At 38.3% G+C, this 21,433-nt stretch carries 20 protein-coding genes; 11 read left to right on the forward strand and 9 right to left on the reverse strand.

Features of this window, described 5'->3' with window-relative positions; all coding sequences use genetic code 11:
- The first annotated feature begins 2 nt into the window (after nucleotides 1–2).
- Nucleotides 3–473: an OsmC family protein gene (locus EKM78_RS03070; protein ID WP_125769153.1), complete on the forward strand. Its 471-nt coding sequence runs from the start codon at nucleotides 3–5 to the stop codon at nucleotides 471–473.
- A 225-nt stretch (nucleotides 474–698) separates the two neighbouring features.
- Here EKM78_RS03070 and EKM78_RS03075 read toward each other — a convergent pair whose 3' ends face one another.
- From EKM78_RS03075 to rpmH, 8 genes are all read right to left on the reverse strand, one after another.
- Nucleotides 699–1,037 (reverse strand): hypothetical protein, encoded by a 339-nt coding sequence (locus EKM78_RS03075; protein ID WP_125769156.1) that lies wholly within the window; start codon nucleotides 1,035–1,037, stop codon nucleotides 699–701.
- 494 nt (nucleotides 1,038–1,531) lie between these two features.
- Entirely contained in the window at nucleotides 1,532–1,702 is a 171-nt protein-coding gene (locus tag EKM78_RS12485; RefSeq protein WP_164507176.1) for a hypothetical protein, read from the reverse strand.
- A 101-nt stretch (nucleotides 1,703–1,803) separates the two neighbouring features.
- On the reverse strand, nucleotides 1,804–2,361 hold the full coding sequence (locus EKM78_RS03080) for an SLAP domain-containing protein (protein ID WP_125769159.1): 558 nt from the start codon (nucleotides 2,359–2,361) through the stop codon (nucleotides 1,804–1,806).
- 115 nt (nucleotides 2,362–2,476) lie between these two features.
- Complete coding sequence (gene mnmG, locus EKM78_RS03085) at nucleotides 2,477–4,381, reverse strand: tRNA uridine-5-carboxymethylaminomethyl(34) synthesis enzyme MnmG (protein WP_125769162.1); 1,905 nt, start codon at nucleotides 4,379–4,381, stop codon at nucleotides 2,477–2,479.
- Nucleotides 4,382–4,392: 11 nt separating this feature from the next.
- On the reverse strand, nucleotides 4,393–5,781 hold the full coding sequence (gene mnmE / locus EKM78_RS03090; protein ID WP_125769165.1) for a tRNA uridine-5-carboxymethylaminomethyl(34) synthesis GTPase MnmE: 1,389 nt from the start codon (nucleotides 5,779–5,781) through the stop codon (nucleotides 4,393–4,395).
- 150 nt (nucleotides 5,782–5,931) lie between these two features.
- Nucleotides 5,932–6,786: a YidC/Oxa1 family membrane protein insertase gene (locus EKM78_RS03095; protein ID WP_125769168.1), complete on the reverse strand. Its 855-nt coding sequence runs from the start codon at nucleotides 6,784–6,786 to the stop codon at nucleotides 5,932–5,934.
- 10 nt (nucleotides 6,787–6,796) lie between these two features.
- Nucleotides 6,797–7,147, reverse strand: a complete 351-nt coding sequence (gene rnpA / locus EKM78_RS03100) for a ribonuclease P protein component (RefSeq protein WP_125769171.1) — start codon at nucleotides 7,145–7,147, stop codon at nucleotides 6,797–6,799.
- 128 nt (nucleotides 7,148–7,275) lie between these two features.
- A complete protein-coding gene (rpmH, locus tag EKM78_RS03105; protein WP_010625561.1) occupies nucleotides 7,276–7,416 on the reverse strand; it encodes a 50S ribosomal protein L34 in 141 nt (46 codons plus the stop codon).
- 512 nt (nucleotides 7,417–7,928) lie between these two features.
- Here rpmH and dnaA point away from each other — a divergent pair.
- Together dnaA and dnaN are read left to right on the forward strand one after the other, a co-directional pair.
- Complete coding sequence (dnaA, locus tag EKM78_RS03110; protein ID WP_125769174.1) at nucleotides 7,929–9,311, forward strand: chromosomal replication initiator protein DnaA; 1,383 nt, start codon at nucleotides 7,929–7,931, stop codon at nucleotides 9,309–9,311.
- A 159-nt stretch (nucleotides 9,312–9,470) separates the two neighbouring features.
- Complete coding sequence (gene dnaN, locus EKM78_RS03115) at nucleotides 9,471–10,607, forward strand: DNA polymerase III subunit beta (RefSeq protein WP_125769177.1); 1,137 nt, start codon at nucleotides 9,471–9,473, stop codon at nucleotides 10,605–10,607.
- A 91-nt stretch (nucleotides 10,608–10,698) separates the two neighbouring features.
- On the opposite strand, the gene EKM78_RS03120 is transcribed toward dnaN, so the two are convergent.
- Nucleotides 10,699–12,024: a hypothetical protein gene (locus EKM78_RS03120; protein ID WP_125769180.1), complete on the reverse strand. Its 1,326-nt coding sequence runs from the start codon at nucleotides 12,022–12,024 to the stop codon at nucleotides 10,699–10,701.
- Nucleotides 12,025–12,178: 154 nt separating this feature from the next.
- Here EKM78_RS03120 and EKM78_RS03125 point away from each other — a divergent pair, with 154 nt between their 5' ends.
- From EKM78_RS03125 to rpsR, 8 genes are all read left to right on the forward strand, one after another.
- Nucleotides 12,179–13,144: a DUF6574 domain-containing protein gene (locus EKM78_RS03125; RefSeq protein ID WP_125769183.1), complete on the forward strand. Its 966-nt coding sequence runs from the start codon at nucleotides 12,179–12,181 to the stop codon at nucleotides 13,142–13,144.
- A gap of 701 nt (nucleotides 13,145–13,845) precedes the next feature.
- Nucleotides 13,846–14,055 carry a S4 domain-containing protein YaaA gene (yaaA, locus tag EKM78_RS03130; RefSeq protein ID WP_125769186.1) on the forward strand — a complete coding sequence of 70 codons (210 nt, stop codon included), beginning with the start codon at nucleotides 13,846–13,848 and terminating at the stop codon, nucleotides 14,053–14,055.
- 6 nt (nucleotides 14,056–14,061) lie between these two features.
- Entirely contained in the window at nucleotides 14,062–15,183 is a 1,122-nt protein-coding gene (gene recF, locus EKM78_RS03135; protein WP_125769189.1) for a DNA replication/repair protein RecF, read from the forward strand.
- The gene (gene gyrB / locus EKM78_RS03140) at nucleotides 15,183–17,135 is read left to right on the forward strand and encodes a DNA topoisomerase (ATP-hydrolyzing) subunit B (protein WP_125769191.1); all 1,953 of its coding nucleotides are present in this window, start codon (nucleotides 15,183–15,185) and stop codon (nucleotides 17,133–17,135) included. Before recF ends, gyrB begins: the two co-directional genes overlap by 1 nt.
- A gap of 22 nt (nucleotides 17,136–17,157) precedes the next feature.
- Nucleotides 17,158–19,752 carry a DNA gyrase subunit A gene (gene gyrA, locus EKM78_RS03145; RefSeq protein WP_125769194.1) on the forward strand — a complete coding sequence of 865 codons (2,595 nt, stop codon included), beginning with the start codon at nucleotides 17,158–17,160 and terminating at the stop codon, nucleotides 19,750–19,752.
- A 202-nt stretch (nucleotides 19,753–19,954) separates the two neighbouring features.
- The gene (gene rpsF / locus EKM78_RS03150; RefSeq protein ID WP_125769197.1) at nucleotides 19,955–20,251 is read left to right on the forward strand and encodes a 30S ribosomal protein S6; all 297 of its coding nucleotides are present in this window, start codon (nucleotides 19,955–19,957) and stop codon (nucleotides 20,249–20,251) included.
- Between the two features lie 37 nt (nucleotides 20,252–20,288).
- Complete coding sequence (gene ssb / locus EKM78_RS03155) at nucleotides 20,289–20,855, forward strand: single-stranded DNA-binding protein (RefSeq protein WP_125769200.1); 567 nt, start codon at nucleotides 20,289–20,291, stop codon at nucleotides 20,853–20,855.
- 24 nt (nucleotides 20,856–20,879) lie between these two features.
- Nucleotides 20,880–21,116, forward strand: coding sequence for a 30S ribosomal protein S18 (gene rpsR / locus EKM78_RS03160; RefSeq protein ID WP_125769203.1), 237 nt, complete (start codon nucleotides 20,880–20,882; stop codon nucleotides 21,114–21,116).
- The last annotated feature ends 317 nt before the right edge of the window (nucleotides 21,117–21,433 follow it).

The raw sequence follows: 21,433 nt of genomic DNA on the forward strand, positions 1-21,433 counted from the left end.
TTATGAAAAGACTACTAAACGAGAGCAAATATTATAATATTAATCTACGTGCGGTTTCCAAAAGCAAAGCAAAATGCAAAATTTACCTAGACAACACCATCTACGACATCGACAAAGAAATCAGTTTTGATTCAGAAAACACCGAGCCCACCAGCACAACGCACTTTGTGGATGCCCTGGCCAGCTCGATCATCTTCTCCATCACTAACTACGACAACAAGCACGACAATGTAGTAGACGAAATCGAAGGCAAATTCAGCTTCCAGCTCACTGATCCCTTATCATACATCGGAGTAATCGGCTACGACGGCGAACCAAAGATCGACAAAGTAGATCTAACACTTTACATCGTCTCCTTCGCAGAAGAAAAAGAACTAACTAAACTATGCGAAAAAGCAATGAAAAATTCGATCATACTAAACTCGATCAAAGACAGCATCAAAGTAAACACAAGAATCAAACTAGTTTATTAACATCCAATCCACACTGTTGAAAACATTTTCGTAAAACAAAAAAGTTATCAACAAGTGGAAAACTTTTCAAAGAGCCAAAAAACTTAATCCACAAGAAAAAGCGATGTATCAGATAAGTCAAAATCTGATACATCGCTTTTTAATTATCTACAAAATCAACCAAAATACCCCCGGAGCCTATGTTGGAAGTTAACAATCTATTACTACCAAAAGCTAAAGGGATGTTTACTCATTTAATTTAACCCAAATTATTTGATAATCAGTCAAATAGGGACCAAAAGCTTTAAATTGAACAAAAACACCAAGAGCATGATCCCCCTTCATACTAGCAACCAAATACCCCGTATCATAATCAGATCCTTGAAAATCAGTGATCACAGAAGCAGCTAGTTCTTTGTGACTTTCAAAAAACACCCTAGTCCGCAAATTCACCGATTTATTCACGATCTCACCAGTCTTAATTTCTGAATTAATGACATTTTTTAACTGTATGGAATACATCATTTCGGGAATGGCAAAATAAAAAATAAATACGGAAAGCGGAATAATCCAAACAAGATGCATATAATTTATTTTTCTCTTCACTTCAATGTACCAAACCGCACCGTTTAGATTTCTAAAATATTTTATGGCAATCGTATTAGCAAGCCATCAAGACGCACATCCCTTAACAAAGCAAAACAACAGCATCTAGATTAAAACAATTTTTTGAAAGCAGCGAAGTGTGGCGAAGCAAACACCAGCAAGAAAAAAGTCCAGGCAAGATGGTGAGACTGTGAGAAGGCGAGAGTGCGAGAGAATCGAGCACGCAAGCCAAGAAGCGAAAGCAAGAGAAGAAAAATACAATTAACTCTTATCCAACAAAACTCGAAAGAAAAGATTGCAACAAAAAAGTAAGTCAGGAAACAAAATGAGCGGAGCTTCAGTCCCGCGAACCGAGAAATAAATCAGTAATCAAGAAAAACAAATCTTGCAAACAAAACTAGGAAGCACCTATTCCCCAACTAAAAACAAAGGGAGATTGCAAAACCTAGACGGAGGGGCCCGGGATACAGACCTCAGTGGTGAAATTCCTCTTGGCGACGAAGGAGCTTAGAGGAAGGTGCAGTTTTGAAACAAGCGAGCGCCCTTTGCTCGATTGGTTCAAAATGTGCCCACCACGTTCCAGCGTCTGTATCCCCGGGCCCCGGAGTCGGCATTGAACGTACAACCCAAAATACCACCTCCAACCCAACCACCAAAAAAACAAACCACCAGCCAAAAAAAACGCCACTATCCGCCCAACTCTATTAAATCCATAAAAAAAACTTCGAGGAAAAAATCCTCGAAGCTAAACAGCACCAGTAAAAGAATCAACATCATCCGAACAAACATACCGATCAGGCGAAATCTGATAATAAGTAACACCAGAATTCAAATCAATAGCCTGCTGGTTAGTATACCAAGCAGTATCGCCAGCCACCGAAATACCAGCAATAGCAGTACCATTACCATCGTAAACCTGCACCAAATCACCAGGAACAGTATGCACAACAGCATGATAGTAGTTCATAGCCATAGTAGGAACGCCTTGAATAACCTCGTTAGCACTCAAAAATCGACCAGCACCAACCTCATAAAAAGTATCCTTAGAAACATTATTCTTCCGAATAACACTAATAGCAAAATCCTGGTTAGCAGGAGCAGTGATCCCAGAAATCACCGCACCATCACCATCGTAAACCGGCAAATCACTTAAATTACGAGTATGAACTGTCAAATTAACATTTGTATCCAAATAAGTACCTGCATCGTTAGCAGCGTCAACTTCATCAAACTGTCCAAAAACAGTCAACATTGGAAAAAGCAAAGCCAATACTAAAACTAGGCTCAATTTTTTGTGCTTCATAGTAAACCCCCATAATATCCATTGCATCAATAATAACATTACTTTTAAAGAATTATAAATTACCTCATTAAGTATATCAAAAAAAAAGCCGTTCATTAACTGAACGACGATTTTTTTAGCTGGCAGTCTTAGCGATCCTGCCTTGTTCGATATAAACGCTCAAAATTCCAATATCAGCGGGGTTAACGCCACTAATACGACTAGCTTGAGCAATTGTCTCCGGATTGATCTTGCTGAGCTTCTGAACGGCCTCAGTAGCTAATCCATTGACCTTGGTATAATCCAATCTTTCTGGTATCTTCTTTGATTCCATCTTCTTGAGACGGTCGATCTTCATTTGTTCCTTCTTGATGTAGCCTTCGTACTTGATCTGGATCTCAACTTGTTCCTTCACGCGACGATCAACATCAACGTCGCCTTCGCCGATCATATCAATAATATCTTGATAGTGAACTTCCGGTCTTCTCAAGAATCTTGCTGCTGTGAAGCCATCTTTTAGACCCTTCAAACCAAGATTGCTCAAAAATGGCTCAGCCATCTTAGGTGTGACCATAGTATTTTCAAGGCGTTTTTTCTCTTTAGCAACAGCATCCCACTTGCTTACAAAGCGGTCATAACGTTCGTCAGAGATCAAGCCAAGATCATGGCCTAAACCTGTCAAACGGTCGTCAGCGTTGTCATGACGCAAGATCAAACGATATTCAGCCCGACTCGTCAATAAACGGTATGGCTCGTTAGTACCTTTAGTTACTAGGTCGTCGATCATAACACCAATATAAGCCTGGTCACGACGCAAGATAAATGGATCCTTACCTTGAACACGCAAAGCTGCGTTGATACCTGACATGATACCTTGCCCGGCAGCTTCTTCATAACCAGAAGTTCCGTTCATTTGGCCAGCAGTAAAGAGGTTCTTCACGACTTTTGTTTCCATGTTGAGCTTCAATTGCCAAGGTTCAACAACATCATATTCGATGGCATAACCGGGACGCATCAATTGGGCATGTTCTAGCCCTTCAACGGAATGGAGCATCTTCAATTGAACTTCTTCTGGCATTGATGTTGAGAAATCACCAACGTAAAATTCTTGCGTGTGGCGACCTTCTGGTTCTAAGAACAATTGATGACGTGGCTTGTCAGCGAAACGGACGACCTTATCTTCAATAGAAGGGCAATAACGTGGTCCCACACCTTCGATCACACCGGAAAACATTGGGGCACGGTCGAGGTTGTCACGGATGATACTGTGAGTTGTTCCGTTAGTATAAGTCATCCAGCAAGAAATTTGATCCTTCAAATATTGAGCATCTGGCGTTTCAAATGAAAAATGATTTGGTTCCTTGTCGCCAGGTTGTTCTTCAGTTTTAGAAAAATCGATCGTACTCTTATTTACTCGAGGAGGAGTACCTGTCTTAAATCTAGTAAGTTTAAAACCGTGTTTTTCCAAGTCTTCTGACAACTTGATCGAAGGGATCGAGTTATTAGGACCGGAAGAGTACATCAATTCACCGATGATGATCTTACCACGTGAAGAAGTTCCGGCTGTAAGGACAACCGCTTTGGCGTGATATTTAGCGCCAGTTCCGGTAACAACACCTTTGCAGACGCCGTCTTCAACGATCAATTTTTCAACGATCCCTTGGCGCAGCGTCAAATTAGGCTCTTGCTCCAAAGTATCTTTCATGACGATGTGGTACATGTTCTTATCTGCTTGAGCACGCAAAGCACGGACAGCTGGTCCTTTACCAGTGTTCAACATTCTCATTTGAATGTAAGTCTTATCAATATTTTTACCCATTTGACCACCTAAGGCATCGACTTCACGGACAACGATACCTTTAGCTGGACCACCAACTGATGGATTACATGGCATAAATGCGACCATATCCAAGTTAATAGTGATCAAAAGGGTTTTTTGACCCATTCTGGCTGATGCTAAGGCTGCTTCTGAACCAGCATGTCCTGCACCAACAACGATGACGTCATATGTTTCTGAATCAAATTCTTTAACTTCTACCATTAAGGTTCCACCTATTTTCCTAAACAAAATTGTGAGAATAATTGTGTGATCAATTCATCAGGGTAACTATCACCCGTGATCTCACCTAATTTATCCCAGCAAGCTGTCATATCGATCTGTACGAGGTCGATCGGCATCCCTGCTTCGATTCCTGAAATAACGTCATTCAAGCTCTGTTTAGCTTGACGAAGTAGCCCAGCTTGACGGGCACTAGTAATAATAACGTCACTACTGCTGTCTTCAATACCTGCATTGAAGAGTTTTCCGACGGTATCTTTGATCTGATCGATACCATCATTTTTGATTGCTGACGTCTCAAGTACGATATCATCAGCTTTTAGCTGTTGCACTTGTAGCGGTTGTAACACTGGTGAAAGGTCATTCTTATTAAAAATGACGATCCGGCGCTTTTCGTTGGTAGCATCTAGTAATTGAATGTCTTCTTCTTCTAATTCTCGTGAAGAATCCAACACTAAGATGATCAAATCAGCTTCATTGATCGCTTTGAGTGATCTTTCAACACCGATTTTTTCAACTTTATCTTCGGTGTCGCGAATCCCAGCGGTATCGATCAGTTTCAAGGGAACCCCGTCAATATTGACATATTGTTCAACAATATCACGGGTCGTTCCGGCGACGTCCGTTACAATCGCTTTGTCCTCATCGAGCAAACGGTTGAGAAGACTGGATTTCCCAACGTTTGGCTTCCCAACGATGGCGGTAGCCAAACCGTGCTGCAAGATCTCGCCACTGTCAGCTGTCTTCAATAATTGGTCAATACTTGCACCAACTGTCTGAGCTTTTTCCAATAGCATCTTAGTCGTCATTTGTTCCGTATCGTATTCTGGATAGTCGATATTTACTTCAACTTGTGCCAGCGAGTCGAGGATCTCTTGACGAAGATTGTTGATCAAATGTTCCAAGCTTCCGTCTAATTGGTTGACTGCGACTGACATGGCTTTGTCAGTTTTAGCCCGGATCAGATCCATGACTGATTCAGCTTGAGTAAGATCGAGTCGACCATTTAAAAAGGCTCTCTTGGTGAATTCACCAGGTTCTGCCATTCTTGCTCCGGCACCGATCAAGAGTTGTAGTACTTTGTTAGTGGCAACGATGCCACCGTGTGTATTGACTTCTAAGACATCTTCACGGGTATAAGTCTTTGGTGCCCGCATGACTGAGACCATGACCTCATCGACTAATTCTTGCGTTTGTGGGTCGATAATATGACCATAGTTGATCGTATGGCTATTGACTTTGGCTAAATCTTTTCCTTTAAAGACCTTCTTGACGATATCAAGTGCTTGATCACCAGACACTCGAACAATGGAAATCCCACCTTCCCCAGGTGGTGTCGAAATAGCTGCGATCGTGTCGTATTCCGTTACAGTACTAGGCATAAAGCGTCCCTCCTATTTGTTTTGATTGAATTTTGAGCACAAAAAAAGTGCATAATCCGCCCCTTTGAGACGGAAAAGCACTTTGACTACTTTTCAGTATTTAAATAATTCTACGATATAATAACGACATTTTCTCCAAATGTCAAACAATTACTTACGATGCTTGTAAGCTCGTTTCTTAGCTTTTCTGATCTTCCGTTGTCTTTCACGTTCTTGTTCAACTTTCTCACGTTGCTTACGACGATACTTGAACGGATTTTGGAAAGCTAATGTCTGAAGAACTTGGAAAGCGTTAGTTACTACCCAGTAAAGGGTAATAGCTGATGGGAATGTCAATGCTGGGACGAAAATGAAGATCGGCATGATCCAAGTCATCATCTTCGTTGTAGCATTTTGTTGTGGATTAGAAATGCTTGAAATGTAAGTTGATAAGAATGTAAAGAGGGCAGCCAAGACAGCCATAATGTAGTATGGATCGGCCTTACCTAATTGCATCCAAAGGAAACTACCATTTCTCAATTCAGCTGTCTTGTAGATTGCTTGATAAAGAGCAAACATAACTGGCAACTGGATCAACAAAGGCAAACATCCCGCTACCGGGTTGACCCCAGCCTCACGGTACAACTTTTGAGTTTCCTCACGAAGTTTTTGTTGTGTATCTGTGTCTTTAGCAGAGTACTTTTCTTGTAAAGCCTTCATTTCAGGCTGAATTTCCATCTGCTTGTTCATACTGCGGATCTGGAACCAGTTAAGTGGCAACAAGATGACCCTGATGATAATAGTGAAGATAACGATAGCCCATCCAGCACTATTACCAGCTAATGAACCTAGCCACAGGATAAATCTGGAGAAGTTCCACAAAACAACGTGGTCCCAAAATCCAGTACTGTTGCTAGTAATAGGTTCATTTAGGTTAGAACATCCGGCCAAAACTAGAACGACACTCAGTAGTAATGCTATACCTAAGTATTTCTTTAACCTTTTTTTATTCACTTTTGCACCCATTATTATAATTTTATATTTGTTCTTCTATTATTTTACCTAATTTTAGAAGATGTACGATATTTTTTTTCGTTTCAAACATATCTAGTTCTGTAGCATTCTTACGAGCAATGATCAAAAAATCGAGCTCAGCAGGAATCTCAGGTTTTAACTCTAGTAGTGATTGTCGGATGTATCGCTTGACCCGATTACGTCCAACAGCTGTATGTGAAACTTTCTTACCTACGGAAAGACCCACCCGAAAATGTTTTTGTTCTGGTTTTTCAATCTTATACAGAACGAAATTACGATTTGCGAACGATTGGCCCTTTGAGTAGACATATTGATATTCGTTTTCTTTTTTAATGCGATAGCTTTTTCTCATATGTCACCTTTAGTCCCACTTGATTCAAAAAAGGAGCTAGTAGGACGCATCGGGATGCCAAGGGTATCCAGATTCCTCATTTGTTTTGTAATAAAAAAAGACCACCAAAAATTAGTGATCCTTCAAAACTAAGCTGATAATACTTTTCTGCCTTTTTTGCGACGTCTTGCAAGAACCTTGCGACCATTACTTGTACTCATTCTCTTCATGAAACCATGGACGCGTTCGCGATGACGCTTCTTTGGTTGAAATGTTCTCTTTGTAGTCATCAATCAAACCTCCTGAATAAATTTATCACTTCTCCAGACAATTGCTTAAACATAATATCATGATTCGCAAGAAAATTAAACAGGAAATTTCTAATCTTTCAATACTATATAGGAAATAAAAGCCAAAGTTATGAACAATTTAGGTCTGTGGATAATTTGTGGACGTAAGTTATTAACATAGTTATCAACAGGTTAGTAAACAGAGTTTTCCGTCGTATAAATTTACTGTGCATTAGTTTTCCACAGGTTTTGAATTTCGGTTTATAAATCGTCCAAAGCCTTATATAAAGGGACTATTGCTTGTTAATAACTGTGGATAACTATGTGAATAAGTCCAATTCTTAACATTAATCCACAGTTTTCTTACGATTCTTTTAACAACTTGTTAAGTTAAAATAAATTAAACATATGTTCTGTGGAAAACTATTTTCTAGAATGATAAACTTTATTTTGTCTTTTTAGGGGAAAAAACTTATCCACAGGTAAAATTTTTAAAGATTGGAGGGGACTTTTTGCAAGAACCTAGTAACTCATCTACAAAAGAACTGAATGATTTTTGGACCTATTTCACAAACAAAATCAAACAGGAGATTACACCCACTAGTTATTCAACTTGGGTCGAAAGTGCGAAACCACTATATATAAGTGGAAATGATATCCATATTTCCGTTGCCACAAAACTTCATCAAGAATATTGGAAGAGAAATTACGTTAAAAATATCGTGACCGATTCTTATGAATTCAATGGCATTGAACTAAATCCTATTATCGAAAATGAAGAAGATAGGAAAGAACAACAAAATTTGACAGTCGCTAATGATACTAATGTTGGCAGTACAGGCACTGCTAACGATTCAAAACCGATTTTTCAAAATTCACATTTGAATCCGAAATATACTTTTGAATCCTTTATTATTGGTGGAGCCAATAAGATGGCACACGCTGCTGCGGTTGCGGCCGCTGGGGAACCCGGTCAAATTTACAACCCACTATTTATTTATGGTGGCGTGGGTTTGGGTAAAACTCACTTGATGCAAGCTATCGGCCATGAAATGCTGAAAAATAACCCTAATGCTCGCGTCAAATACGTCACTAGTGAGACTTTCGCTAATGACTTTATCAACTCTATTCAGACCAGAACTCAAGAAGAATTTAGACAAGAGTATCGAAGCGTCGACCTACTACTGATCGATGATATTCAATTTTTTGCTGAGAAAGAGGGTACTCAGGAAGAATTTTTCCATACTTTCAATAAACTTCATGAGAACAACAAACAGATCGTACTAACATCTGATCGCCTACCTAACGAAATACCAAAGTTGCAAGAAAGATTAGTTTCTCGCTTTAAGTGGGGACTATCCGTTGATATTACCGCACCGGATCTAGAAACTAGAATCGCAATTTTGCGGAACAAGGCTAAGGCGGAAAAACTAGAAATACCTGATGATACGCTGTCTTACATTGCTGAACAGATCAACACTAACGTGCGTGAACTTGAGGGCGCTTTACTTCGAGTTCAAGCTTATTCAACGATGAAGAACGCTGATATCAATAAGTCGATCGCTGCAGATGCTTTGAAAGCTCTGAAGCTGTCTCGCGCTAAAAATGGCTTGACCGTAAGTACTATCCAAAATAAAGTCGCCAAGTATTACCATGTTTCAATTGCCGACCTTAAAGGGAAGAAACGTGTCAAGACCATCGTATTGCCGCGTCAAATCGCAATGTATTTATCAAGAGAATTAACAGATCGCTCACTTCCACAAATTGGAATGGAGTTCGGTGGCAAGGACCATACGACTGTAATGCACTCCTGTGATAAAATAACTGAGTTAGCTCTTAAAAACGACGATGTCAAACAAGCAATCGGTGAATTAAGAGATGAGCTGAAAAATTAACATGTGCATAACTTTTTAAAAAATACAGAGTTATCCACACCTGTTAATAACATGGAGTTTTCAACAGCAACATAAGCTGAAGATAGTTTTCCACAGAATCAACAGGGCCTACTACTGCTTCTATCTATATATTAATTAATTAAAAGGGGAAGTAACGCAATGAAATTCTCAATCGATCGTAGCAAATTCATTAATCAAACAAATAATGTTCAACGTGCTATTTCAAGTAAGACCACAATTCCAATTCTTACCGGAATGAAGTTAGACTTAGCAGAAAATGGACTAACTATTACCGGTAGTAATTCAGATATTTCGATCACATCATTCATTTCACAAGAGGATGCTGATAATGATCTAGTAATTGAAAGCACTGGATCAATTGTCTTACCAGCTAAATTTTTTAATGAAATTATTAAAAAACTACCTGGAGATAACTTCAATCTAGAAGTATTAGACAATAATCAAACATTGATAACTTCAGGAGTTTCTGAATTTACTATTAATGGACTAGATGCAAACAACTATCCACATCTACCAGAAGTAGAAACAGCCAATCAATTAACTTTCCCAACTGACTTATTCAAAGAAGTAGTTGGTCAAACAGTAATCGCTGTTTCAACACAAGAAAGTAGACCAGTTCTAACTGGTGTTGACTTTGTCATCAATCAAGATGGCTTAACATCAGTAGCGACAGATAGTCATCGACTAGCTCAAAGAAAAATCGACATCACCAGTGATGAAGAATACAACCTCATCATCCCAGGAAAAAGTTTGACTGAATTAACCAGAACCATCAGTGATTCAGTTAAAGAAATCAAAATGTCGATCTCAGAAAACCAAGTACTATTCAGTTTTGACAACGTAATGTTCTACTCAAGACTATTAGACGGCAGATATCCAGAAACAGACCGACTAATACCAGAAGATTCCAGCACAAAACTAACCTTCGACTCCTCAAACTTACTAGCATCAGTAGAACGTGCTTCTTTACTTTCACACGAAAGCAGAAACAACGTAATCAAGCTAGTGATCAAAGCCGAAGACAAAAAAGCGACACTATTCGGAAATTCACCAGAAGTCGGAACAGTAGAAGAAGCCCTAGACTTCACCAACTTAGAAGGAGAAGATCTAGAAATATCCTTCAATCCCGACTACTTAAAAGATGCCTTAAGATCATTTGGAGGCAGCACCGAAATAGAAATCAGCTTCACATCGGCACTACACCCATTCACGATCAGACCGGTAGAAAACAAGGACAATTTTGTTCAGTTGATCACACCTGTTAGAACGTTTTAGAGTGGATTATAGCGAAAAAAAAGCAAACACCAAATGCAGGTGTTTGTTTTTTTTTGAGACAAAGTATTCTTAATTGAGTGCTTTGTCTTTTTTAATTTATTTCAGTTATGTAACCCGGAATGTTTTCACCAACTTCTTTAGAAACGATATAGTAATTCATTCCATATATATCGTCATTTTTGGAAGCATCATTTGCTTTGATTCCCCGATTAAATGGTCCATATAGTTCATCCTTGTCATCAGACACTTTGTTATCTTGATACATAATGTCCGCATTATATAGTTGACCATCTTTGACATATGCAAAATAACTAATAATGTGATATTTTTTATCCTTGCTATCTTTGTAAATAAAGTAATAATAACCAGAATTATCTGGTATTGCTGGATCAATAGCTTCTACTTTTTGATTAGGATTCAAAGTGGTTATTACTTTTACGAATGTCCAATTTCGATGAGCGTGTTTTTTAACTTCAGAAATTAAATTTTTATTTATAGTATCTATACCATCAATATTGGTATGTCTTGTTTTCAAACCCTTAACCTTAAACGAAACTTTGGATCCTTTTTTTCCAATGAAGTAGGTATCATTTGGAGCTTGTTTATTTAGTTCTTTTGCCAACTTTTGCTCAGAGACCTCTAACTTATCACCATTGGAGTAAGTTTTTCTAATTCTATTTAGTCCAAAATATTGACTTGGTTCTTCATCTTCTTGTGTATCGATGCCAAACACTTTATTTACCTCTAAAGCATAATTATCATTTTGTGTTGTTGGATGTGCAAGTCCATTTGAATCCTGAGGACCAACCGTTATTATGGGGTATCCGTGTCCGTTTGTTCCTTTTGTTTTGAAGTTGATTTTTGATTTAAAATCGGAAATATTAATAGTTTTTGGCTTTTTTAAACTATTGACCTCATAGCTTTTTTTGCCAGTCTTTATAAATGGATTCGAACTATCGTCTTTTACAGAAAGATAAATGGTTTCACCATTTTTCAATTCTTCTGTCTTTGAGAAATAAATAAATGTTTTTCTCATATGTTCTGAATAAGTATTCAAATTAATATTATCAGCATTTGAGGAACCACCAACTTGACCAGTAGATGGATATTTTAAATCGTCAACAGATTGGGCGTTGTTGATTATGGCATCCATTGTTTTCTGATCAACATTAGCTTTTTTTCCTTCAATTTGTGCCACTTTTTTGTAAGTTTCTAATCTAGTATCTTGATCTAAGTCATATGTTCCATGTCCACTATAACCAGTGAAACTTACTTTCTGAGTAGACAGTACTTCAGTATCGCTTCCATCCCCATCTTTAATCGTTTTTCTTTGAATCAAAGCTAGCAAAATGATTACAATCAAAATTCCTAAGATCCAGAGAAATTTATTATTTTTTAAAATCCCACTCGATTTCATTATTTTTCCCCCTTAAATATTTCTAATGTCATGACAAAAGTGTATCATAAATATAAATATATTTATAAAATGATGGTATTCATTTTTTGGATTTTGTCATTATATTCATCAATGTCGTGAACACATTGAGAAGAAAGTCGGAGGGGAAGTATTTATGAGATGTTCTAATTGTGGAGCTGAAATTAAATCAGGAATGAAATTTTGTACCAAATGTGGTGCAAAGGTGGAAGTATCTTCATCTGAAAACAATCAATCCAACGTAAATGTTGACAGTGGACACAATTCCAATGTAAGAAACTCAAATTCAGTTGGTGCAAGTCAACCAAACAGTAATTACGGTCAATCAACTAATGCTGAAACAATGCCAATTGATAATAATCAAAATCAGAATATTAACTTTAATCAACAACAATCATTTGAACAACAAACTAATCAAACCAGTGGCAACTCAAATGTAAATGCTTTGAAACAAAATTCTTTAAGCTATTTTAATTGGTTCAAGCGAACAATAACAAATCCATCAAACATTCAATCATCGGGGAAGTACAATGGATTAATATCTATTATCATTAATGCATTGATTTTAGCAGCATCCATTTATGTAGTTGGTAGCCAAGTTCTTTCAGCATTAGCAGATGCTTTCAATAAATTTTTGACTTTAAGTGATAGCTATCAACAAATTCAAGTAAAAACATCATTTGTTTTTTATATAAAAGCACTAATTGTAGTGATTATTTTCTTTGCGATTTTTCTAGTGATAGGTTATTTATGCAAGAAATACTTACTAAGGAGCCAAGAATCATTTACTACATATGTTGATACATTTGCGAATTTAAGTAACAGTATGATCGTTGCTGAACTAATATTGGCAATTTATCTACTAATTGCAATGCCAAGGGATCTTAGCTCTTTAACCGAGTCAGCAACAGGATTAATGATTTTTCTGACTATTTTATTGGCAATAATATTTGGAATTTTTGTTACTGCCTATGTAATTTCAATTTTCTATAATTCAACAAAAGTAAGATTGGATAAGGTATATGTGGCAGCAATCAGTTTATTTGCTTCAAATATAATTGTTTATTTCGTATTCAAATTTCTTATGAATGTAATGTTTTAAACAGTGCCTAATAAATTAGTTCAAGATTCAATGATGAGACAAATACTTCGCGTATTTGTCTTTTTTTGATGAGTCATTGATATGATTTATTCAAAAAGAAGTGTGGATAACTTTTTAAACTCAAAAAATCAAAGATTGTGGACAAAAAAACTGGATATTCAATTATCAACATGTGGATAATGATAACTGAATATCAATGTTTACCTCGGAGTGAAACGACGAGCCCTCGCGGCAGCGAAGATCGTAGAGCTCAAATAGGAACGAAATAGCAGCAAAAACCGTCAGGAATCAAAATAAGCAGAGCGAAGTCCTGCGCACCGAGAAAAAATAGGAGCACAAAAACAAGAAAGGTTAGCAAAATAAATAGGAAGCACCTATTTCCCCTCAACGACCAAAGAGGGATATAGCCCTCAGCCGTCGGCAGCGTTCCAGTGGCTATATCCCCGGGCCCCGGAGTCGGCAACAGAACCCCCAACCTAAATATCACCTCATACCCCACCCAACAAAACCCCTCATTCAAATATGCTACCGTTATTTTTTTCTCTCAGTGCTTTTCAACCAGTTTTAATATCCCACTACCAGATAACCCCAAAAATCGCTCTCATCGCTCAAAAACACCCTCTAAGTTGTTTTTTAACCAAAAAAACACTATAATATACAATATGTCATTAATGGATAAATCTAATAAATAGGGTGTTAAAATGTCGCAAAAAATCAAGATTGAGACTGAATTTATTACAGTAGGACAATTTTTAAAGGAAGTCGGTATTATAGCAACCGGTGGCCAAGCAAAATGGTATTTGCGTGAAAATTCGATCACTGTAAATGGCGAACCTGAAAATCGTCGTGGTAAGAAGCTTCACAAAGGCGATAAGATCATTGCTGAAGACCAAACTTTTGAAATTGAATAGTGTTTCTTGTTCATAAGAGATCTTGAGCTTCAAAATTATCGCAATTATGAATCTTTAAAGACGAGTTTCTCGCCAAACATCAATGTTTTTTTGGGACGAAACGCTCAAGGTAAGACGAACTTATTAGAGGCTATGTATTTTTTAGCTTTGACCAGAAGCCATAGAACGTCCAATGACAAGGATTTAATCAGATGGGGAAGTGATTTTGCTAGGATTTCAGGAACGGTTATCAAGGATAATTCCAGCCGTTTGAAGATGAACTTAGTGATCAGCAAGTCTGGTAAGAAAGCAAGACTAAACAATCTCGAGCAACGTAAGTTATCAAGTTATATTGGTAATTTAAACGTTGTTTTATTTTCACCAGAAGATCTGTCGATCGTTAAGGGTAATCCATCAGTACGTCGGAAATTTGTCGATATGGAATTTGGTCAAATTTCTTCGCAGTATTTAAAGACAGTCAGTCAGTTTCGGGCTGTCCTCAAACAAAGAAATGTCTATCTCAAGAAATTACAACATCAGGACACGAAAGATTTAGTGTATCTAGATGTTTTATCAGATCAACTTGCAGCTTATTGTGCAGAAGTAACTTACACACGTATGACTTTTTTACAGCGGCTGCAAGTTTTTATTGAGAAGATCCATGCCAAGATAACTGAAAACCAAGAAGTTTTACAACTTCAATATAGTGCTTTTTTTAATGCTGAAGGTATGGATGTGGAGTCGATCTACAATCTATACAAAGATACTTATAAGAAGAACTACCGCAAAGAAATTATGCGTGGGGTCACTTTATACGGTCCTCACAGGGATGATATTAAATTCTTAGTTAATGATAAAAACGTTCAAGATTTCGGCTCACAAGGACAGCAGCGTTCTGTTGCTTTGAGCTTGAAGTTGGCGGAGGTCGAGTTGATCAAAGAAGAAGTCGGAGATTATCCAATTTTGTTATTGGATGATGTTTTATCAGAACTAGATTACAAACGACAGACGCATTTATTGTCGTCGATCGGTTCAAGTATCCAAACTTTCATAACTACAACGTCACTTGATGATGTTGACCAAACTTTGATTAAAGATCCTAATGTTTTGCAGATTATTGACGGAAATATTAAACAGGAGGAAATTTAATGGCTGAAAACAGCAAAGAACAAGAATTAGAGAAAAAAGAAAAACTAGCTGAAGAATATGATGCCAGTCAAATCCAAGTCCTCGAAGGGCTCGAAGCTGTTCGTAAAAGACCTGGTATGTATATCGGATCTACTAGTGGCCAAGGTTTACACCATCTAGTATGGGAAATCATCGATAATGGTATTGATGAGGCCCTTGCTGGTTTCGCTACTAAGATCGAGGTTACCGTTGAACCTGACAACTCGATCACTGTTACTGATGATGGTCGTGGTATCCCGGTCGATATCCAAAAGAAAACCGGTAAGCCTGCTCTAGAGACTGTTTATACGATCTTACATGCCGGTGGTAAATTCGGCGGTGGCGGATACAAAGTATCTGGTGGACTTCACGGTGTTGGTGCTTCTGTTGTTAACGCCTTAAGTAGTGAACTGGATGTTGTCGTTACTCGTGGCGGCAAGAAATACGGGATCGACTTTGAAAAGGGTAAAGTTAAGCACTCGATGCACGAAGTCGGCGAAGCCGGTGAATTCGAGCATGGTACCCGGGTTCACTTTGTCCCAGATCCAGATATTTTCACTGAAACAACTGTTTATGATGATAAAATTCTGACAACAAGAATCCGCGAACTAGCTTTCTTAAATAAGGGATTAAAGCTTACATTTACTGATAAACGTAAAGATACCGCTGAGAAATTAGTCTTCCACTATGAAGGTGGTATCAAGAGTTACGTCGAATTTTTGAATAAGGGTAAAGAGACTTTATTTGCTGAACCTATTTACCTTGAAGGCGTTCAAGATGGTATTACCGTTGAAGTTGCTCTGCAATATGTCGACGAATATCACACTAACTTGATGACTTTCGCTAATAACATCCACACTTATGAAGGTGGTACTCACGAAGTTGGTTTCAAGACTGCTTTGACTCGTGTTATTAACGATTACGGTCACAAGAATAAGCTTTTGAAAGATACCGAGAAGCTTTCGGGTGAAGATGTGCGTGAAGGGATGACTGCGGTCGTTTCTGTTAAGCACCCGGATCCACAATTCGAAGGTCAAACGAAGACTAAACTAGGAAACTCCGATGCTAGAACTATTACTGATCGCTTATTCAGTGAGCATTTCATGAAGTTCTTGATGGAAAATCCTAACGTTGCCAAGAAGATCGTTGAAAAAGGTACTTTAGCTACTAAAGCTCGTCTGGCTGCTAAACGTGCCCGTGAAGTTACTAGAAAACAAAACGGTTTAGAGATCAGTAATTTACCTGGTAAGTTAGCTGATAACTCCAGTAAAGATCCTGAGATCTCAGAACTATTTATCGTCGAGGGTGATTCTGCCGGTGGTTCTGCTAAAACTGGTCGTTCCCGTTTGACACAAGCTATTCTACCTATTAGAGGTAAGATCTTGAACGTTGAAAAAGCTTCAATGGACAAGATCCTAGCTAATGAGGAAATCAGAACCTTATTTACAGCTATGGGAACTGGTTTTGGCGAAGACTTTGATATTGCTAAAGCTCGTTATCATAAGATCATTATTATGACCGATGCCGATGTTGATGGTGCCCACATTCGGACACTACTTTTGACATTACTTTACAGATATATGAGACCAGTAGTTGATGCAGGCTATGTTTACATCGCTAAGCCACCTTTGTATCAGGTTAGACAAGGTAAGATTATGAAATACCTTGATACTGATAAGGAAAAAGACGATTTCATTTCACAATTGCCAGCTAAGCCGGAACCTAAGATCCAACGTTACAAGGGTCTTGGTGAAATGGACGCTGACCAATTATGGGAAACAACTATGGATCCTGAAAAGAGAAGACTTGATCGTGTCCAGCTCGATGACGCAGTTGCCGCAAATCAAATTTTTTCAATGTTGATGGGTGACAAGGTTGCTCCTAGACGTGAATTTATTGAAGACAATGCTCGTTATGCTGAAGTTGATTATTAGTACAGGGAGGGGACTAATTTAAATGGACGATAGAAGAATTGAAAATGTCAATTTAACGGAAGTCATGAAGAAGTCTTTCGTTGACTATGCTGCCAGTGTTATCGTATCTCGTGCTCTTCCTGACGTACGTGATGGTTTGAAACCTGTTCATCGCCGTATCCTATATGGTATGAATGAGTTGGGTGTTACACCTGACAAGCCATACAAGAAGAGTGCTCGTTTCGTTGGTGACATCATGGGTAAATATCACCCCCATGGTGACTCAGCTATTTACGAATCAATGGTAAGAATGGCTCAGGACTTTAGTTATCGCTATCCACTAGTTGATGGACACGGTAACTTTGGTTCGATCGATGGTGATCCTCCTGCTGCTATGCGTTATACCGAAGCACGTATGAGTAAAATGGCCGTTGAAATGTTACGTGACATCAACAAAGATACTGTTGATCTCGTACCTAACTATGATGGTGAAGAAAAAGAACCAATGGTCTTGCCAGCTAGATTCCCTAACTTATTAGTTAACGGAGCTACTGGTATTGCCGTTGGTATGACAACTAATGTGCCTTCGCATAACTTGAAAGAAGTTATCGATGCTTTGCACATTTTGATGAGAAATAAAGATGCAACGATCGCTGATTTGATGAAAGTCTTGCCTGGTCCTGATTTTGCCACAGGTGGTATCATCATGGGACGTTCTGGTATTAGACGCGCTTATGAATCAGGTAAAGGTACTATCACTTTACGTGCCAAAGTTGATGTTGTTACTAAGAAGAGTGGCGCTGAACAGATCATCGTCACGGAACTTCCATACATGGTCAACAAAGCTACTTTGGTTGAAAGAATTGCTGATCTTGCCCGTGAAAAGAAGATCGAAGGTATCACAGATCTAAACGATGAATCGGACCGTGAAGGTATGCGGATCGTGATCGATGTTAGACGTGATATGTCAGCTTCCGTTATTTTGAATAACTTGTACAAGTTGACACAACTTCAAATTTCTTACGGTATTAATATGGTGGCTATCGTTGATAAGACACCTCGAGTACTTTCATTAAAAGAAGTTTTACTCGAATACTTGAAACATCAAGAAGTAGTTATCCGCAGAAGAACTGAGTACGATTTGAGACGTGCTGAGGCTCGTGCTCATATCCTTGAAGGATTGAGAATAGCTTTGGACCACATCGATGAGATCATCAAGATCATCCGTGGATCACAAACTTCTGCAATTGCTAAACAAACTTTAATGGACAATTTCAAATTATCTGACAAACAATCACAAGCTATCCTTGATATGCGTCTGGTTCGTTTGACAGGTTTGGAACGTGAAAAAGTCGAATCTGAATACCAAGAATTGTTAGTAAAAATTGCTGACTACAAAGATATCTTGGCTACTCCTGAACGTGTCGATAAGATCATTTATGATGAATTGCTCGATATTCAGGACAAATTTGGTGACGAACGTCGGACTGAGATCCGTGCTAGTGAGATTACGAATATCGAAGATGAAGATCTGATCGAAGAAGAGAACATCTTAGTTGTTTTGACTCATAATGGTTACATCAAGCGTTTATCTGCTGACGAATTCCGCGTTCAAAACCGTGGTGGTCGTGGTATCCAAGGAATGGGCGTACACGATGATGACTTCATTGAACAAATGATCTACACATCGACCCATGATCGTCTTTTATTCTTTACTAATACTGGTAAAGTTTACCGGACCAAAGGTTACGAAGTTCCTGAATACGGACGAACAGCCAAAGGTATCCCAGTGATCAACTTGTTGAACATTGAAAAAGGTGAAAAGATCCAAACTGTTATCAACGTCGATAAAGATGTCGATAGAAAGAATTCATTCTTATTCTTTGTTACTAAACAAGGAACAGTCAAACGGACTTCCGTTGAAGACTTCGCCAACATTAGACATTCAGGCTTGCGTGCGATCGCTCTGAGGGATGAAGATGAGTTGATCAATGTCTTTATGACCAATGGTGATAAAACGATCCTCATCGGTACTCACAAGGGTTACGCCGTAACCTTTAGTGAAACTGATGTCCGTCCAATGGGAAGAACAGCTGCCGGTGTTCGTGGTATCAAGTTACGTGAGGAAGATTACGTCGTAGGTTCCTCGATCCTTGAACCAGAACAAGAAGTCCTAACCATTTCTGAAAAAGGATATGGCAAGAGAACAGCTGCTAGCGAATATCCAGTCAAGGGACGTGGCGGTAAAGGTATCAAGACTGCCAATGTCACAGAGAAGAATGGACCAATTGCCGGAGTTACTTCGGTAAATGGGGATGAAGATATCATGCTCGTAACTAACACAGGTGTCATGATCAGATTCGACGTCAATAACGTTTCGCAAACTGGTCGTGCAACACTCGGTGTCAGATTGATCAAGGTAGATGACGATGCCGTTGTTTCTACTATTACTAAGATCGATCACGAAGATGAAGATGAATCTGACGAAAATTCAGAAATAGCTCCTGATTCTAATGTAAGTTCAGATGAAAAAGAGAATGCTTCTTCAGAAGCAAACACAGAAGATACTACTGATGAAACATCATCAGATAATGCTTCTGAAAATAATAGTGATTCAGATTCAAATGATTCTGAATAATTAAAAGTAAAAAAATCGTTTCTGCGTAATATGAAATGTATCGGTTCGGTACACGTCAGGCAGAACGATTTTTTTATTTGAAAAACATCTAGAATTCAAGGAGGGTTTATGGTAAACTCTAACATTGTGAGTATAAAATGAAGATAATTTATACTCCTTGTCCTTTCACTAGGACCATTAGACCATAAGGAGGTGCACAGTCATGGCAGAAACACGCTACGAGATCACATATATCATCAAGCCTGATATCGAAGAAGAGGCTAAGAAGACTCTTATTGATCGTTACGACAAGATCATTACAGATAACGGTGCTAAGATCATTGACTCAAAAGACTGGGAAAAGAAACGTTTAGCATACGAAATTGCTAATTATAAAGAAGGTATTTATCACATCATCAACTTAAATGCCGAAGATGACGCTGCTTTAAACGAATTTGATCGTCTTTCAAAATTTGACGACAACATTCTACGTGCAATGACCATCAAACGTGAAGACTAATTTGTTTCACGTGAAACATTTTTAAGGAGGCAGACCTATGATTAACAGAGTAGTTTTAGTCGGACGCCTGACACGTGACCCCGAACTTAGATATACTGCTAACGGAGCTGCAGTTACATCATTTACAGTTGCTGTTAACAGATCATTTACTAACGCTCAAGGTGAACGTGAAGCTGACTTCATTAACTGTGTTATTTGGAGAAAAGCTGCTGAGAACTTTGCTAACTTTACACGTAAAGGTTCTCTTGTTGGTGTCGATGGACGTGTTCAAACACGTTCATATGAAAATCAACAAGGAAATCGTGTTTATGTTACTGAAGTAGTTGTAGAAAACTTCTCACTTTTGGAATCGAAATCCGAAAGTGAAAGAAGAGCCGCACAAGAAGGTTCATCAAATAACAACAACAATAAAAACAGTTTCCAACCTTCAAATCAACAAAATAATAGTCAGTCTCCATTTAGCAACAATAATAGTACGAATAATACTAACAATAATCAATCTAACAATTTCAACAACAATTCTAATTCTGATAACAACTCACAAGATCCATTTGCTCAAAATGGAAGTTCAGTTGATATCTCAGATGACGACTTGCCGTTCTAAAAACTTAAGAAGGGAGAATTTACTATGGCCCAACAAAGAAGAGGCGGACGTAGAAGACGTAAAGTTGACTTCATCGCTGCTAACCATATCGAATACATCGATTACAAAGACACTGACCTATTGAAGAGATTTATCTCAGAACGTGGTAAGATTTTACCAAGACGTGTAACAGGTACAAGTGCTAAGAACCAAAGAAAGCTTACTATTGCTATTAAGAGAGCAAGAATTATGGATTTACTTCCATTCGTTGCAGAAGACTAATGGACATTTGATTAAGACTACATTTTTGGATGTGGTCTTTTTTTGTGCCCTGGTTTTTGGGTTGATGATTTGTGCTTAAGTTATATAGTGATGGTATTTTGGTCGGTGGTTCATTTCCGGTTCTGTGGTGGATTCCGAAAATTTTACCGTGGATTATCGCAGGAACGACCTGGACGCCATTTTGAACCAATCGAGCAAGTGCGCTCGCTTGTTTCAAAACTGGGTCTTTTACTAGGTGGTAAACCGGTTCTTGTTGTACTTTGGTTAGCCATCAAGAAATTCATCAAGATCTAGGTTGCCTGTTGATTCCAAAAAGA

Origin of the sequence: Companilactobacillus furfuricola, from assembly GCF_003946325.1 — a bacterium.
Taxonomy (GTDB): Bacteria; Bacillota; Bacilli; order Lactobacillales; family Lactobacillaceae; genus Companilactobacillus; species Companilactobacillus furfuricola.